We start from the raw sequence: 15368 nt of genomic DNA, 5'->3' as shown, positions 1-15368 counted from the left end.
CTAGTTGGTGCTTGTTAAAGCAGTGTTGGTGTTTTCAGTTGTGCCGCGTCCAAGGCATTCCAATGACCCGGCAAGATTACTCCGCTGGCCGCGCAGGCCGTTCGACTCCTTGCTCGTAAGCCTCGCTTACTCGCCGCGGTCTACGGTCACTGGCCCGTCGCTTTCGCGATGATCTCCTTCGACACGTTCGCCGGCACTTCGGCGTACGAGTCGAACACCATGGAGTAATTCGCCCGGCCTTGAGTCTTGGACCTCAGGTCGCCGACGTAGCCGAACATCTCCGACAGCGGCACGTGCGCCTTGACGACGCGTGCGCCGCTGCGCTCCTCCATGGCCTGGATCTGGCCACGGCGAGAGTTCAGGTCGCCGATCACGTCGCCCATGTAGTCCTCGGGCGTGGTGACCTCGACGGCCATGATCGGTTCCAGGATGACCGGCTGCGCTTGCTGCGCTGCCTTTTTCAGCACCTGTGAACCTGCGATCTTGAACGCCATCTCCGACGAGTCGACCTCGTGGAACGCCCCGTCGAGCAGGGTGACCTTCAAGTTCACCAGCGGGTAGCCGGCCAGCACGCCGTACTGCATCGCGTCCTGGGCTCCGGCGTCCACCGACGGAATGTACTCACGGGGGATGCGGCCACCGGTGACCTTGTTCTCGAACTCGTAGGTCGCGCCGTCTTCGCCGGTGAACGGCTCCAGGTTGATGATGACCTTCGCGAACTGGCCCGAGCCGCCCGTCTGCTTCTTGTGGGTGAACTCGACGTTCTGCACCGCACGCCGGATGGTCTCCTTGTAAGCCACCTGCGGCTTACCGACGTTGGCCTCGACCTTGAACTCGCGGCGCATGCGGTCCACCAGGATGTCCAGGTGCAGCTCGCCCATCCCGCCGATGACGGTCTGGCCGGTCTCGGAGTCCAGGTGCACCTTGAAGGTCGGGTCTTCCTCGGCGAGCTTCTGGATCGACAGCGACAGCTTCTCCTGGTCGCTCTTCGTCTTGGGCTCGATGGCAACCTCGATGACCGGGTCGGGAAAGGTCATCGACTCCAGCACGATCTGCTGGTTCGGGTCGCTCAGGGTGTCACCGGTGGTGGTGTCCTTGAGCCCGATCACCGCGTAGATGTGACCCGCCGAGGCGGTCTCCACCGGGTTCTCCTTGTTGGAGTGCATCTGGAACAGCTTGCCCAGCCGCTCCTTCTTGCCCTTGGTGGCGTTGATGACCTGGCTGCCGGAGTCGACCTTGCCCGAGTACACCCGGACGTAGGTCAGCTTGCCGAAGAAGGGGTGGGTCGCGACCTTGAACGCGAGCGCGGAGAAAGGCTCGTCGGTGGCCGGTTTGCGGGTGACCTCTTCGTCCTCCTTGCCCGGCAGGTGGCCGAGGGCCGGCGGCACGTCCAGCGGCGAGGGCAGGTAGTCGATGACGGCGTCCAGCATCGGCTGCACGCCCTTGTTCTTGAAGGCGCTGCCGCACAGCACCGGGTAGGCCTCCGAGCTGATGGTCAGCTTGCGGATGGCACCCTTGATCTCCTCGACCGTGAGCTCTTCGCCGCCGAGGTACTTGTCCAGCAGCGCCTCGTCGGTCTCGGCGACGGCCTCGAGCAGCTTGGTGCGGTACTCGTCGGCCTTCTCGGCCAGCTCGGCCGGGATCTCGATGGTGTCGTAGGTTTCGCCCAGCTTCGTCTCGCCGCGCCATACCTTGGCGTTCATCTCGACCAGGTCGACGATGCCCTCGAAGTCCCCTTCGGAGCCGACGGGCAGCTGGATCGGGATGGCGTTGGCGCCGAGCCGCTCCTCCATGGTCTTCACCGAGAAGTAAAAGTCGGCCCCGATCTTGTCCATCTTGTTGACGAAGCAGATGCGCGGGACGTCGTACTTGTCGGCCTGCCGCCAGACCTGCTCGGACTGCGGCTCGACACCCTCCTTGCCGTCGAAGACGGCCACGGCGCCGTCGAGGACGCGCAGGCTGCGCTCCACCTCGACGGTGAAGTCGACGTGCCCAGGGGTGTCGATGATGTTGATCTGGTTGTCTTTCCAGAAGCAGGTGGTAGCCGCGGAGGTGATGGTGATCCCCCGCTCCTGCTCCTGCTCCATCCAGTCCATGGTGGCGGCGCCGTCGTGCACCTCACCGATCTTGTAGCTGATACCGGTGTAGTAGAGGATGCGCTCGGTCGTCGTCGTCTTGCCGGCATCGATGTGCGCCATGATGCCGATGTTGCGGACCTTGGTCAGGTCGGTCAGCACGTCCTTCTGTGCCACAGAAGTCTTCCCACTCTTTCGATTGCTTGGTTGGTTCGCTGTCGGTTCACGCCCGGCCACCCTGCCGTTGGCGCTGTTGGGGTCCCTACCAGCGATAGTGCGCGAAGGCGCGGTTGGCCTCGGCCATCTTGTGGGTGTCCTCGCGCCGCTTCACCGCGGCACCGAGGCCATTGCTGGCATCCAGGATCTCGTTGGCCAGCCGCTCGACCATGGTCTTCTCGCGGCGTTGCTTGGAGAAGCTGACCAACCAACGCAGAGCCAGCGTCACGGAGCGATCCGGACGCACCTCGACGGGGACCTGGTACGTAGCGCCACCGACGCGGCGGCTGCGCACCTCGAGGGAGGGCTTGACGTTGTCCATTGCGCGCTTGAGCGTGATCACCGGGTCGGTACCTGTCTTTTCCCGGGCATTTTCCAGCGCTCCATAAACAATGCGTTCGGCCAGCGATTTCTTCCCGTCCAGCAGAACTTTGTTCACCAGCTGCGTCACCAGCTGCGACCCGTATACCGGGTCATTGACCAGCGGACGCTTGGGCGCGGGCCCCTTGCGCGGCATCAGCTCTTCTCCTTCTTGGCGCCGTAACGGCTGCGAGCCTGCTTGCGGTTCTTGACACCCTGGGTGTCGAGCGAACCGCGGATGATCTTGTAGCGGACACCGGGCAGGTCCTTCACACGGCCACCACGCACCAGCACCATCGAGTGCTCCTGCAGGTTGTGGCCTTCGCCGGGGATGTAGGCGGTGACCTCAACCTGGCTCGTCAGCTTCACGCGGGCGACCTTCCGAAGCGCCGAGTTCGGCTTCTTCGGGGTGGTGGTGTACACGCGGGTGCATACGCCACGGCGCTGCGGGCTGCCCTTCAGGGCCGCGGTCTTGACCTTGGCGACCTTGTCGCGGCGACCCTTGCGGACCAGCTGCTGAATGGTTGGCATCTACCGGCTTTCTGTGTTCGTGTTCGGCATACTTCGAGCGTTCTCAAGTCTGTGTACTGCAGTTATGTCCGGCCGCATCACCCCGCGCCCGGGTGTGTCGCATGCGCTGCGCACCGGACCTGGTCCGATGCTTCGTGGACACGCGAATTCGCCCGGCATCCACTCCCTTACGGTTAGGCGCCGTAAGCCGCCAGGCACGAGGGACCACAATACCCGCCGCCGGTCTCGCAGGTCAAAGCGACGGCGGCAGCGCGCGGGCTAGTGAAGGGCACCATCGGGGGCGGTGCGCCTCTCCATGCCCGCCGCCAGCCGCAGCACCATGTCGGAGAACAACGCGTCGGTGTCGATCTCGTCCATCACGCCGGTCATCTCCAGCAGAACGAAGCCGTGCAGGGCGGACCAGAATTCGAGGGACGCGTAAAAGGCCGCCTCGCCGTCCAAACCGTAGGAGGACAGCACGGCGATCACCGGTGCCGCCGCGCCGCGGGTCGCAGCCGTGTATTCCGGATCGTCGCCGCCCAACGGCATGCGGGTGAAGGCCGAGTAGCGGCCGGGATGGTGGTGGGCGTAGCTGCGGTAGGCACCGGCCATCACCAGCACCGCGTCATCGCGGGCACGGCCCTCGCCCACGCGGTTGAGCATCGTGATGATGTCGTCGATGACTCGAATCCGCACCGCGCGGCGCAGGTCTTCCAGGCTGTCGACGTGGTTGTACAGCGACGGCCCCTTGGTGCCCAGCTGCATCGCCAGCGCGTTGATGGTCAGCGCGTCCCAGCCCTCGCGATCCAAAAACGTCAGGGCGCCGTCGATGATCCCGTCCCGGCTCAGCTTGGCCGGACGGGAGGCGGGCCGTCCCGCGCGTTGGCGCCCGACCGCCGACGGCGGATCCGGTGGAGCTGCCATGGCGTCGCCCTTCGATCGCGTGAATGGATTGCGGTTAACTAATGACTCTAGTTGACGCCCGTTCAGACACTAATCCCATTGGCGGCGATGTGAGCGCCGGCAAAGGAATTCAAAGTCTGCCACCGGGCGCGCAAATGCACGTAATGTCATGCTTGCCTCGTTTCGAGCAGCCGACCCGTCCAAGAGGGGGCCCGCAGTGAAGTGGACGACTGTCGCCGGGTCACTGGCCACCTGTGCCATCACCGTCGTCGCCATTGCCGCCGGCCCGCCGCGCGTCGCGCAGGCCAAGAACGGTGACACCCACATCGTCGGACAGGACACCGAGCAGACGATCGACTGCAACGACGCCACGCTGATGGTCAACGGCACCGGCAACACCGTCACCGCGCTGGGCAACTGTTACGCGGTGACGGTGATGGGTTCGGGGAACACCGTTATCGCCGACTCGGTGTCACACGACATCACCGTGTACGGCTACAACGAGACGGTGTTCTACAAGGGCGGTCAGCCCGCCCTCTGGGACCGCGGCCGCGAACTGGGCATGACCAACCGGCTCCAGCAGGTGCCGGGCTAAACCACGGCACCCGACCATCATCCGATCAAGAATCGAGGAACCATGTCCGCCTACATCCGTAACCGTTCGCTGCGCCTGGCAGTGCTCGCCGTGACGCCGGCCGCCGCCGCCGTTGTGCTGGCCGGCTGCAGTTCGACGGCCAACCCGCCGGCGGGCTCTTCGACGACGACCACCACGAAAAGCAGCAGCGCAACGACCAGTGCCGGAGCCGCCCCGACGACGGGATCGAGCGGGGCCAGCACCACCGCTTCCATCGAGATCGGCAACACGATGAACTACGGATCGATGGGCACCACCACCACCCTGGACTGCGCCAGCGGCAAGTCGCTGAACGTCGGCGGGTCCGATAACACGCTGACCGTCACGGGCGCCTGCGAGACCGCCACCATCACCGGCGCCAACAACAAGATCACCTTCGACAAGGTGAACACCCGCATCACCGTGCTGGGGATGGACAACACCATCACCTACAAGGACGGTAACCCCAAGGTCGACGAACTCGGTTCGGGCAACACGATCAACAAGGGCGGCTGACCGGATTCGTTCGCCGGCATCGGTTTTCACCGGTGCGGCGGTGGTCGGCGCCGCGGAGCGGTCAGGATGCCCGCAGCTTTGCGGTTGCACCACAACCATTTTCTCTGCCGCTCGAGGTGCCGCGCGCAAAGGCGCGGCATATGATCGTGCCGGCAGAACGGAATCTCGCCATGTTCAGCACCAACCACGCCAGCGCCCTGGTCACGACGTTCGTGGTACTGACCGGCGTCGTCATGCTGCCCCGCGGCACGGCGACGGCCGACCCCAACCCCGACGACCAGTTCTTGGCACTGCTCGACCAAAAGCAAATCCCCGCCCTCGAGAATGTGCCGAGCCTCATCGCCACCGCCCACCGGATTTGTCGCCAACTCGACGGCGGAATGCCGGTCGACGGCGTGGTCGACGACATGAAGCAACGGGCGTTCAATGCCAATTCGGGCGGCGGCCCATACCCTCCCGACCGCGTCATGCGCACAGTTGCCCGATTCATCTCCGCCGCGGTCGAGGCCTACTGTCCGAACAATCAAGCGAAGATCGCTTCCATCTCGGCCATGGCGAATCCCGTGCCCGGATCGCAGGATTCGACGCAGCGGGGCACCGCGCACACGCGCGACGCCGCCCTGGCGCGGCAGTTTCCCTCGGGGGAGACCGGCCAGCCGGACCCACCGCAGCTCCCGCCGGCCCCGCCGCCGACGGTTCAAATCATGACGCCACCCCAGCCGGTGGTGAAACCGCCGCCACCGAAACAGCCGCCGCCGCAGCAGCAGGAGCCGCCGTCGGGACCGCAACAGGAGCCGCCGGCCGCGGCCGCGCCGGGGGGCCCTCCCGACGGCGGCGGTGGCGGGCGCGGTCCGGAGTCGCCGCCCACGCCGCCGGGCCGGGTGAGGCTGGCACCTTAACGCTGGAGCCGCGCGTGGTCTATCCGGCCGACGCGCCGTGTCGGCCCGCCCCCGCGGCGAACCGTGCGGCCCCCTCGTTCGCCTCGGCGGCGACGCGGGAGATGCTGGCGAATTCGAAGTAGAGCGCGTCGGATTCCGTTGTCCCCCACTGGTGTAGCGTCGAGAGCCGATCCGAGCGCAGGCATTGCTGCGGCAGCGCCGCCAGTTGCGCGGCCAATTCCTCGGCGGCCTGACGCGCCTGGCCCTTGGGGACTACTCGATTCGCCAACCCGATCGCCAAAGCTTCCTCGGCCTGGACGCCGCGGCCGGTAAGGATCATGTCCATTGCGCGGCTGTGTCCGATCAGCCGCGGCAGCCGCACGGTGCCACCGTCGATGAGGGGAACCCCCCAGCGCCGACAGAACACGCCGAACACGGCGTCCTCCTCGACCACCCGCAGGTCGCACCAGGTGGCCAGCTCCAGACCTCCCGCGACGGCGTGGCCGCTGACCGCGGCGATAACGGGTTTGGACAGCACCATCCGCGTCGGGCCCATCGGGCCGGGGCCGGTGCGATGCACGGCGTTGGCGTCGGGTGTGCCGAAGGCCTTCAAATCCGCTCCGGCGCAGAATGTTCCGTTATCGCCCCACAGCACCGCCACCGATGCGGTGTCGTCGCGGTCGAACTCCTCGAACGCCGAGTGCAGCGCGGCGGCCGTCGGGCCGTTGACCGCATTGCGCGCCGCGGGCCGGTTGATGATGACCGTGGTCACCGGGCCATTGCGCTCGATACGCACCGGATCAGTCATGTCGCCTCCGCAAATAGTGGTTCGCGCCGCCACAGCAGCTCAGCGGCGAAGTCGTGGTAGGCCGCGCGCAACCGGGCGCCGGGCCAGTCGGCCGGCAGCAACTCGTCGGGCAGCACCGGGTCAGTGAGCAGGTGCCGGACCGTCGCCGCGGCCACCAGAAAACGGCCCGGAATGTCTGGCGCCGCGGCCATCTCGTCGAGCAGCCGACGGCCGGCCCGGGCCCATGCGGGCAGGTCCCACAGCTGCGCGGCCAGCTCGGCGGGGTCGTCGTCGCGCGCCCGCAGCACCCTCGCCTGGGCCGTGACCTCGGGGCCGGGCTCCGCGTCGATGTTGTCGGGGCGCATCCACACGCCTTCCCGGAGTTCACCGAAGCGCTTGTCGTGCAGTGTCGACCGCAGTGCCGCGCGGGTGCGCGCGTCCTTCCCGACGCTGGTCACGATGAGCGTGACCCACTCCCCTTGCCAGGGTCGGACCCGCGGGTCGATGGCGTCGTCCTGCCGCCGCTGGCGGGCGAGTAGGCGATCCGAGAGCCGATAGCCGTCGGCGGAGCGAACCAGATCGCCGGCACCGACCATGCGGGTCAGCGCCACCCGCAGCGTCGACTCCTTGATGCCGAAATCGGAAGTGAGCTTTATCAATTCGTTGGCACGAGCGTGTGCGGGATGTGCGCCGAGCAGTACGCTGAGCACCACCGACCGTGCTGTCATATCCGGCATGGCTACACTCCGGATGCGCGACGGCCGTGGTCGCCGAAGGGCTCGTCGCGATGTCGTACCGCTTCCCGGAAACCGTGCTCGGTCGCGTCGGCGACGAAGGCGTGGCCCTCCGGGGTGTGCCGGGCGACGCCGTCGAACACGGTGCTGACCATGCGACTGGTGGCCACGCCCTGTTGCAGCAGCGCCGAATTCAGCGCCAGCTTCACCATGATCAACTGGTTTACGGGTACCGCGGCGATCCGTTCGACCAGCCGCTCGGTGCGCTCGTCGAGATCCTTGGCGTCCGGCGCCTCGACCGCCAGGCCCCATTCGGCGGCCTGCGCGCCGGTGATGCAGTCGCCGGTGAACAGCAGGCGCTTGGCGCGCTGGTCGCCGAGGCGGTGCGCCCACAGGCCCGCCGCCGGGACGCCCCAGACCCGCGTCGGCGGGTAGCCGATCTTGGCGTCGGCGGCCGCGATCACCTGGTCGGCGTGCAGCGCGATGTCCGTGCCCCCGGCCACGCAGTAACCGTGGATCTTGACCACCGTCGGCTTGTCGGCGTGCATCAGGCTGGAGAAGCCACGCACGAACCGGCTCATCATCTGGTAGTCGATCATGGGGTCCCACGGCTGGTCGGGTATGTGGTTGACCGCCTGGGTCTTTCCGCTGAGGACGGTGCCCGCGTAGGCGCCGGTCCCGCCGGCCGAGCTGGTGCGGTCGGCGTACGCGCTCAGGTCGAAACCGGCGCAGAAGCCCTCGCCGCGGCCCGCCACCAGGATCACGTGCACGTTGGGATCCAAATCGGCGCGCTCGACCAACGCCGAGAGCTCCAGCGGGGTGTCCGCGACGATCGCGTTGCCCTTTTCCGGCCGGTTGAAGGTGATCCGGGCGACCCTATCGGTGACCTCGTAGGTCATCGTCTTCAGGTCGTCGAAGTCGACCGGCCTGATCGCGTGGGTCATCCCTTTACCAGAGCACGCTCGAGGATTGGGGCCAGATCCAGGCCGGTGGGCATGGTGCCGTATGCCCCGCCCCACTGGCGGTCGAGACGGGTCGTCAGGAAGGCCTCGGCGACGGCGGGGTGGCCGTGGCGCACCAGCAGCGAGCCCTGCAGCGCCAGGCAGATGTCCTCGGCGACCTTGCGGGCCCGGTGCGCGATGGTGTCCAGATCGCCCAGGTCTGCCCGCAGGCGGTCGACGTGAGCACCCAGTCGCGGGTCGGCCGCGGCGCTCTCGGACAGTTCGGTGAACAGCACCTCGACGCATTCGGGGCGAGTTGCCATGGCGCGCAACGTGTCCAGCGCGCTGACGTTGCCCGAGCCCTCCCAGATGCCCATCAGCGGGGCCTCACGGAACAGTCGCGGCATGCCCGATTCCTCGACGTAACCGTTGCCGCCCAGGCATTCCAGCGCCTCGGCGGCGTGCGGGGTGGCGCGCTTGCACACCCAGTACTTGCTGGCCGCCAAACCGATGCGGCGCAGCAGCGCCTCCTGGTGGTCCCCGCGCAACGCCTTGTCGGTGGCGCCGGCCATCCGCATCGCGACGATGGTGGCGGCCTCGGCCTCCACAGCGAGGTCGGCGAGCACGTTGCGCATCAACGGTTGGTCGATCAGATACGCGCCGAACGCCTTTCGGTGCTGCGCGTGATGGATGGCGCGGGTCAGGCCGGTGCGCATGCTGGTGGCGCTGCCCAGGGTGCAGTCCAGGCGGGTGAGGTTGACCATCTCGATGATGGTGGGGACGCCGCGACCCTCCTCACCGACCAGCCACGCGATGGCACCGTCGTATTCGACCTCGCTGGAGGCATTGGCGTGGTTGCCGAGCTTGTCTTTGAGCCGCTGCAAAAACATTCGGTTGCGCGTGCCGTCGGGCAGCACCCGCGGCAACATGAAGCAGGACAGGCCGCCGGGAGCCTGCGCGAGCACCAGGAAGATGTCGCACATCGGCGCCGAGGTGAACCACTTGTGCCCGGTCAGGCTGTAGCTGCCGTCACCGTTCGGGGTCGCCTGCGTGGTCCCGGCGCGCACGTCGGAACCGCCCTGCTTCTCGGTCATCGACATGCCGGCGGTGATGCCCCGCTTAGTGGTGGCCAGTTTGAGTTCGGGGTCGTATTCACGGCTGGTCAGCAGGGGCTCGTAGACCGCCGCGAGCTCCGGGTTGTAACGCAGCGCGGGGACCACGGCGTAAGTCATCGAGATCGGGCAGGTGTGGCCGGGCTCGACGTTCCAAACCGACATCTTGGCGGCCCGCACCACATGTGCGCCCGGCCGGTCATCGGCCCACGGCGCGGCGTGGATGCCGCCGGCGATCGCCGTGCGCATCAGCTCGTGGTAGGCCGGGTCGTATTCGACCTCGTCGAGGCGATGACCGTATTTGTCGTGCGTGTGCAAAATGGGCCGGTTGCGGTTGGCGAGTTCACCCCACCGCTGGGCCTCGTGGCCGCCTGCGATCGCACCGACCTCGTTCACCTCCTCTGAGCCCCATTCCCCGCCCTCGCGGATCAGTGCCTCGACGAGCACCGCGGACGTTGCGGGGTTGTAGTTCTCCAGCGGAGGAACCTGGTTGGTGACGACATGCGTATCCGACATGCCCTCATGTTACATTTTTACGACAGTTGCACAAGAGGTGTAATACGACTACCGGCGATGAGCCGCGAAGAAGTCCCACAACCTCTGGCTGGCGAAGCTCGGCCATTCATGGCCGCCGCCGTCGATGGTGATGAGAACGACGCCGCGGTCAGCGGTTTGCGGCAGTCGGTCAGCTGCGTGCCGGCCACCGGACCGATCGCGGCGAAGATGTCGGTATCGCAGGCCAGCGTGGAGGACATGATCGCGCCGTTACTCATGCCGGTGCGACCAACACGAGCGCCCCGAAAAGCGTCGCGATCCGACCGGGCATGGGTTGTGGCTCAGCCGCTGGTGTTCTCCCGCAGGAAGGCGATGTCGTCCTTGCGGCCCTCGTCCGCGGTTTCGCAGATCACCGGCGCACCGGCGGCCTCGACCACCGCGACGAGCAGCGCCGGGTCGATCTGGCCGGTGCCGAAGTTGGCGTGCCGGTCGGCACCGGAGCCCGCCGCGTCCCTTGAGTCGTTGCAGTGCACCAGGTCGATGCGTCCGGTCAGGGCCTTGATCCTGTCGACGGCATCGATCAGGGCCTCGCCGGCGGCCCAGGCGTGACAGGTGTCCAGGCAGAAGCCAATTCCCTTGTCGCCGATGTGATCCCACAGTTTGCCGATGGTGTCGAAGTAGCGGGCCATCGCGTGGTCGCCGCCGGCGGTGTTCTCCAGATACACCTGCACGTCTGTCTTGAGGTAGTCCAGCGCTTTGACCCAGCGCTCGAAGCCGGCTTCCATGTCGTCGTCGTCGGCGTGGCCGCCATGCACGATGACCGCCGTCGCGCCGATTTCCGAGGCCGCGTCGCAGGTGTCCTGCAGGATTTTGCGCGACGGGATCCGGATGCGGTTGTTCGCCGAGGCGACGTTGATGAGGTACGGCGCATGGACGTAAATCGGCACGGCCGACGCTTTGAGCGCCTCGGCATCGTCGCGGGGTTTGGGTTTCTTCCAGCTCTGCGGGTTGCCGAGGAAGAACTGCACCACGTCGGCGCCGTCGGCTTGCGCCGCGGCCAGCGGGTCGTCGTTGCGGACGTGTGAACCGATGAGCACGTCGGCCAGTCTAGTTGGGCTACCTAACCGCCGGCCGAACGTGCGGCTGGCCGCACATTCGAGTCCGAACGTGCGGCTGGACGCACACTCGGTGGCGGGGCACACGAGAAAGCCCCGGGCAAGTGCCCGGGGCTTTCTCGTCGCTGACTAGCGGTAGTCGCTGTAGCCGTAGTCGTCCAGCGGCACCGCGGCACCGGTGGCCTGGCCGAAGTCCGGGCTGTAGTACTGATCCTCGTAGGACGGGATCGTGTACGCGGCCGCCCGGGCCTCCTCGGTGGGCTGCACCTGGATGTTGCGGTACCGGTTGATACCGGTACCGGCCGGGATCAGCTTTCCGATGATCACGTTCTCCTTCAGACCGTTGAGCTTGTCGCTGCGGCAGTTGATGGCCGCATCGGTCAGCACTCGCGTGGTCTCCTGGAACGACGCCGCACTCAGCCACGAGTCGGTGGCCAGCGACGCCTTCGTGATACCCATCAGGACCGGACGTCCGGCGGCGGGCTCGCCGCCCTCGGCCACCACCCGGCGGTTCTCCGCCTCGAACTCCGCACGGTCGATCAGCGAGCCGGGCAGGAACTCCGTCGAGCCCGAGTCGATGATGGTGACGCGGCGCAGCATCTGGCGAACGATCACCTCGATGTGCTTGTCGTGAATGGACACACCCTGAGCGCGGTAGACCTCCTGGACCTCGCGGACCAAGTGGATCTGCACCTCGCGGGGGCCCTGCACGCGCAGCACCTCATGCGGGTCGGCCGAGCCTTCCATCAGCTGCTGGCCCACCTCGACGTGGTCGCCGTCGGACAGCACCCGCTCGGAACCGTCTTCGTGCTTGAACACACGCAGCCGCTGCCGCTTGGAGAGCTTGTCGTACACGACCTCTTCGCTGCCGTCGTCGGGAACGATGGTGATCTTGTAGAAGCGCTCACCGTCCTCGAGACGCACCCGGCCGGTGACGTCGGCGATCGGCGCCTTACCGCGCGGGATGCGGGCCTCGAACAGCTCCTGCACCCGGGGCAGACCGCCGGTGATGTCCTCACCGACACCACCCTGGTGGAAGGTACGCATGGTCAGCTGCGTACCGGGCTCACCGATGGACTGCGCCGCGACGATACCGACGGCCTCGCCGATGTCGACCAGCTTTCCGGTGGCCATGGACCGTCCGTAGCAGGTCGCACACACGCCGGTGCCGGTGGTGCACGTCAGCACCGACCGCACCTTGATGTGCGTTATGCCCGCGGCCAGCAGCGCCTCGATCTCGGGGTCACCCAAGTCCTCGCCACGAGGAACAACGACGTTGCCGGCCTCGTCGACCGCGTCGGCGCCCAGAGTCCGTGCGTACGCCGAGGTTTCGATGTACGGGTCGCGGATCAAGGTGCCGTCCGGCTGACGCTCGGCCAACTCGACGGTGATGCCCCGCTCGGTCTCGCAGTCGTGCTCGCGCACGATGACGTCCTGGCTGACGTCCACCAGACGACGGGTCAGGTAACCCGAGTCGGCGGTACGCAACGCGGTGTCCGCCAGGCCCTTTCGGGCGCCGTGGGTGTTGATGAAGTACTCCAGCACGGTCAGGCCCTCACGGAACGACGACTTGACCGGACGCGGGATGAACTCACCCTTCGGGTTGGTCACCAGACCCTTCATGCCGGCGAGCGTTCGCGTCTGGGTGAAGTTACCCGTGGCACCCGAGTCCACGATCGTGATGATCGGGTTGTCGGCCGGGTAGTGCTCACGCAGCGCCTGACCGACCTCGTCGGTGGCTTCCTTCCAGATCTCCACCAACGCCTCGTTGCGCTCGTCGTGGTTCAAAGCACCACGCTGGAACTGCTTTTCGACCTTCTCGGCCCGCTCCTCGTACTGGTCGAGGATCTCCTTCTTGCGCGGCGGGACGAGCACGTCGGCCATCGAGACCGTGACACCACTGCGGGTTGCCCAGTAGAAACCGGCGTCCTTGAGCTTGTCCACGGTCTGCGCGACGACGATCATCGGGTAGCGCTCGGCCAGATCGTTGATGATCGAAGCCTGGACCTTCTTGTGCATCTGCTTGTTCACGAACGGATAGCCGACCGGCAGCAACTCGTTGAAAAGCACACGGCCCAAGGTGGTCTCAGCCATCCAGGCGTCGCCCGGCTGCCAGCCGTTGGCGCCGAAAAGCTCGGCCTCGATCTCGGCGGGCGGACGCAACTGGGTCAGCCGCACCTTGATCTTGGCCCGCACCGATAGCACGCCACGGTCGGACGCCATGATCGCCTCGGCCGGCGAGGAGTAAACCCCGACCTCGGGCTCGTCCTTGGCGGCCGCCTTGAATTCGCCCTTGTCCCCGTCCACCTCGGTGGTCAGGTAGTACAGACCGGTCACCATGTCCAGACGCGGCATGGCCAGCGGACGGCCGGACGCGGGCGACAGGATGTTGTTACTCGACAGCATCAAAATGCGGGCCTCGGCCTGCGCCTCGGCGCTCAGCGGTAAGTGCACCGCCATCTGGTCGCCGTCGAAGTCGGCGTTGAACGCCTCACACACCAGCGGGTGCAGCTGGATTGCCTTGCCTTCCACCAGCATTGGCTCGAAGGCCTGGATACCCAGCCGGTGCAGCGTCGGTGCGCGGTTCAGCAGCACCGGGTGCTCGGCGATGACCTCTTCGAGGACATCCCACACCTGGGGACGCTGACGCTCCACCATGCGCTTGGCGCTCTTGATGTTCTGCGCGTGGTTGAGGTCGACCAGCCGCTTCATCACGAACGGCTTGAACAGCTCCAGCGCCATCAGCTTGGGCAGACCGCACTGGTGCAGCTTGAGCTGCGGACCGACCACGATGACGCTGCGGCCCGAGTAGTCGACACGCTTACCGAGCAGGTTCTGGCGGAACCGGCCCTGCTTACCCTTGAGCAGATCGGAGAGCGACTTCAGCGGACGGTTACCCGGTCCGGTGACCGGGCGGCCGCGACGGCCGTTGTCGAACAGCGCGTCCACGGACTCCTGCAACATCCGCTTCTCGTTGTTGACGATGATCTCGGGCGCACCGAGGTCGATCAGCCTCTTGAGGCGGTTGTTGCGGTTGATCACGCGGCGGTACAGGTCGTTCAGGTCGCTGGTGGCGAACCGGCCACCGTCGAGCTGCACCATCGGGCGCAGTTCCGGCGGAATCACCGGGACGGCGTCGAGCACCATCCCCATCGGGGAGTTGCCCGACTGTTGGAAGGCAGCGACCACCTTGAGTCGCTTGAGCGCGCGAAGCTTCTTCTGCCCCTTGCCGTTCCGGATGACGTCCCGCAGGATCTCGGCCTCGGCGTCGATGTCGAAGTTCTCGATCAGCTTCTGGATCGACTCCGCACCCATGGCGCCGGTGAAGTACTCACCGAAGCGGTCGATCAGCTCGCGGTAGAGGTTCTCGTCGACGATCAGCTGCTTGGGAGCCAGCTTGGTGAAGGTCGTCCAGATCTCCTCGAGCCGGTCCAGCTCACGCTGGGCCCGATCCCGCAGCTGACGCATCTCACGCTCGCCGCCGTCGCGAACCTTGCGGCGCGCGTCGGCTTTGGCACCCTCGGCCTCCAGTTCGGCCAGGTCGGCCTCGAGCTTCTGGGCACGGGCCTCCAGGTCGGCGTCGCGCTGGTCCTCAATGGCCTTGCGCTCCACCATCATTTCGGCCTCGAGCGTCGAGAGCTCGTTGTGGCGCATCTCCTCGTCGACCGAGGTGATGACGTAGGCAGCGAAGTAGATGATCTTCTCGAGATCCTTCGGCGCCAGGTCGAGCAGATACCCCAGGCGCGACGGCACGCCCTTGAAGTACCAGATGTGCGTAACGGGCGCGGCCAACTCGATGTGGCCCATCCGCTCGCGACGCACCTTGGCGCGCGTCACCTCGACGCCGCAGCGCTCACAGATGATGCCCTTGAACCGGACTCGCTTGTACTTGCCGCAGTAGCACTCCCAGTCGCGAGTCGGTCCGAAGATCTTCTCGCAGAACAGGCCGTCCTTCTCCGGCTTCAGCGTGCGGTAGTTGATCGTCTCCGGCTTCTTGACCTCGCCGTAAGACCATTGCCTGATGTCCTCCGCGGTGGCCAGGCCGATACGGAGTTCATCGAAGAAGTTGACGTCGAGCACGTAACTCCCTTTCCCCTTGCGGGTTTAGTAACT

General features: G+C 66.5%; 13 protein-coding genes and 1 pseudogene. 3 read left to right on the top strand and 11 right to left on the bottom strand.

Features of this window, described 5'->3' with window-relative positions; translation table 11 throughout:
* Positions 1–146 precede the first annotated feature (146 nt).
* From fusA to AC5Y4F_RS17520, 4 genes are all read right to left on the bottom strand, one after another.
* Complete coding sequence (gene fusA / locus AC5Y4F_RS17535) at positions 147–2252, bottom strand: elongation factor G (RefSeq protein ID WP_067936567.1); 2106 nt, start codon at positions 2250–2252, stop codon at positions 147–149.
* 85 nt (positions 2253–2337) lie between these two features.
* On the bottom strand, positions 2338–2808 hold the full coding sequence (gene rpsG, locus AC5Y4F_RS17530) for a 30S ribosomal protein S7 (RefSeq protein ID WP_007767793.1): 471 nt from the start codon (positions 2806–2808) through the stop codon (positions 2338–2340).
* Positions 2808–3182, bottom strand: coding sequence for a 30S ribosomal protein S12 (gene rpsL / locus AC5Y4F_RS17525; RefSeq protein ID WP_007767794.1), 375 nt, complete (start codon positions 3180–3182; stop codon positions 2808–2810). The genes rpsG and rpsL overlap by 1 nt, the downstream gene beginning before the upstream one ends.
* Positions 3183–3440: 258 nt before the next feature.
* On the bottom strand, positions 3441–4085 hold the full coding sequence (locus AC5Y4F_RS17520; protein ID WP_067936569.1) for a TetR/AcrR family transcriptional regulator: 645 nt from the start codon (positions 4083–4085) through the stop codon (positions 3441–3443).
* Between the two features lie 196 nt (positions 4086–4281).
* Here AC5Y4F_RS17520 and AC5Y4F_RS17515 point away from each other — a divergent pair, with 196 nt between their 5' ends.
* From AC5Y4F_RS17515 to AC5Y4F_RS17505, 3 genes are all read left to right on the top strand, one after another.
* Positions 4282–4659: a DUF3060 domain-containing protein gene (locus AC5Y4F_RS17515; RefSeq protein ID WP_067936572.1), complete on the top strand. Its 378-nt coding sequence runs from the start codon at positions 4282–4284 to the stop codon at positions 4657–4659.
* Positions 4660–4701: 42 nt separating this feature from the next.
* Complete coding sequence (locus tag AC5Y4F_RS17510; protein ID WP_067936575.1) at positions 4702–5193, top strand: DUF3060 domain-containing protein; 492 nt, start codon at positions 4702–4704, stop codon at positions 5191–5193.
* Between the two features lie 170 nt (positions 5194–5363).
* Positions 5364–6092: a DUF732 domain-containing protein gene (locus tag AC5Y4F_RS17505; protein ID WP_067936593.1), complete on the top strand. Its 729-nt coding sequence runs from the start codon at positions 5364–5366 to the stop codon at positions 6090–6092.
* Positions 6093–6111: 19 nt separating this feature from the next.
* On the opposite strand, the gene AC5Y4F_RS17500 is transcribed toward AC5Y4F_RS17505, so the two are convergent.
* The 7 genes and pseudogenes from AC5Y4F_RS17500 to AC5Y4F_RS17470 all read right to left on the bottom strand — a co-directional run bounded on the left by AC5Y4F_RS17500 (position 6112) and on the right by AC5Y4F_RS17470 (position 15335).
* Positions 6112–6879 carry a crotonase/enoyl-CoA hydratase family protein gene (locus tag AC5Y4F_RS17500; RefSeq protein ID WP_499997724.1) on the bottom strand — a complete coding sequence of 256 codons (768 nt, stop codon included), beginning with the start codon at positions 6877–6879 and terminating at the stop codon, positions 6112–6114.
* Positions 6876–7595: a PaaX family transcriptional regulator C-terminal domain-containing protein gene (locus AC5Y4F_RS17495; protein WP_067931461.1), complete on the bottom strand. Its 720-nt coding sequence runs from the start codon at positions 7593–7595 to the stop codon at positions 6876–6878. The genes AC5Y4F_RS17500 and AC5Y4F_RS17495 overlap by 4 nt, the downstream gene beginning before the upstream one ends.
* 2 nt (positions 7596–7597) lie before the next feature.
* Positions 7598–8536: a crotonase/enoyl-CoA hydratase family protein gene (locus tag AC5Y4F_RS17490; protein WP_067931459.1), complete on the bottom strand. Its 939-nt coding sequence runs from the start codon at positions 8534–8536 to the stop codon at positions 7598–7600.
* The gene (locus tag AC5Y4F_RS17485) at positions 8533–10161 is read right to left on the bottom strand and encodes an acyl-CoA dehydrogenase family protein (protein WP_499997723.1); all 1629 of its coding nucleotides are present in this window, start codon (positions 10159–10161) and stop codon (positions 8533–8535) included. The genes AC5Y4F_RS17490 and AC5Y4F_RS17485 overlap by 4 nt, the downstream gene beginning before the upstream one ends.
* A 48-nt stretch (positions 10162–10209) precedes the next feature.
* A pseudogene (locus AC5Y4F_RS17480) lies at positions 10210–10439 on the bottom strand (hypothetical protein); the annotation flags it as partial.
* 42 nt (positions 10440–10481) lie between these two features.
* Positions 10482–11237 (bottom strand): deoxyribonuclease IV, encoded by a 756-nt coding sequence (locus AC5Y4F_RS17475; RefSeq protein WP_067931452.1) that lies wholly within the window; start codon positions 11235–11237, stop codon positions 10482–10484.
* A 147-nt stretch (positions 11238–11384) separates the two neighbouring features.
* Positions 11385–15335 carry a DNA-directed RNA polymerase subunit beta' gene (locus AC5Y4F_RS17470; RefSeq protein WP_067931450.1) on the bottom strand — a complete coding sequence of 1317 codons (3951 nt, stop codon included), beginning with the start codon at positions 15333–15335 and terminating at the stop codon, positions 11385–11387.
* Positions 15336–15368: the final 33 nt, after the last annotated feature.

It is taken from the genome of Mycobacterium sp. NGS56 (assembly GCF_059812425.1).
The sequence above is the reverse complement of the archived record's forward strand: the minus strand, read 5'-3'. Positions and strand labels throughout refer to the sequence as shown.